The 529-nt window shown below is 46.9% G+C and carries 1 protein-coding gene; it reads left to right on the top strand.

All coding sequences use genetic code 11. The features are described from left to right. The coding region (locus HC176_RS15980; RefSeq protein ID WP_483414754.1) for a P-loop NTPase family protein at nucleotides 1-529 on the top strand (529 nt) is incomplete at both ends.

The raw sequence follows: 529 nt of genomic DNA, 5'->3' as shown, positions 1-529 counted from the left end.
GAGGCGTGGCAAAAACAACCCGCGAAACCATCATTTTATGCGAGGCTGCAGGATTTGATACTTTGCTCATTGAAACCGTGGGCGTGGGCCAGAGCGAAACCACAGTGCATAGTATGACCGATTTCTTCCTGCTTCTGAAACTTGCAGGAGCCGGCGATGAATTACAGGGAATCAAGCGAGGCATCATGGAAATGGCCGATGCTATTGTCATTAATAAAGCCGATGGAGAAAACCTCAAACCTGCCGAAAAAGCAAGATCTGAATTCCGCAGAGCCTTACATCTTTATCCGGCGAAGGAAAGTGGCTGGACTCCAAAAGTGCTGCTTACCAGTGCCACAGAAAAGACAGGAATACAGGAGGTGTGGCAGCTCATCGAGGAATATGAACAGCTGGTAAAAGAGAAAGGCCACTTCAGTCAAAAAAGGCAAAATCAGAACAAATTCTGGCTGCTGCAAACCATCAATGAGCATCTAAAGAACAAGTTCTATCAGGATCCGGAGATAAAGAAGCTGCTTCCGAAGCAACTGGA

This window comes from Tamlana crocina (genome assembly GCF_012037625.1).
This window is presented reverse-complemented; position numbering and strand designations above follow the sequence as displayed.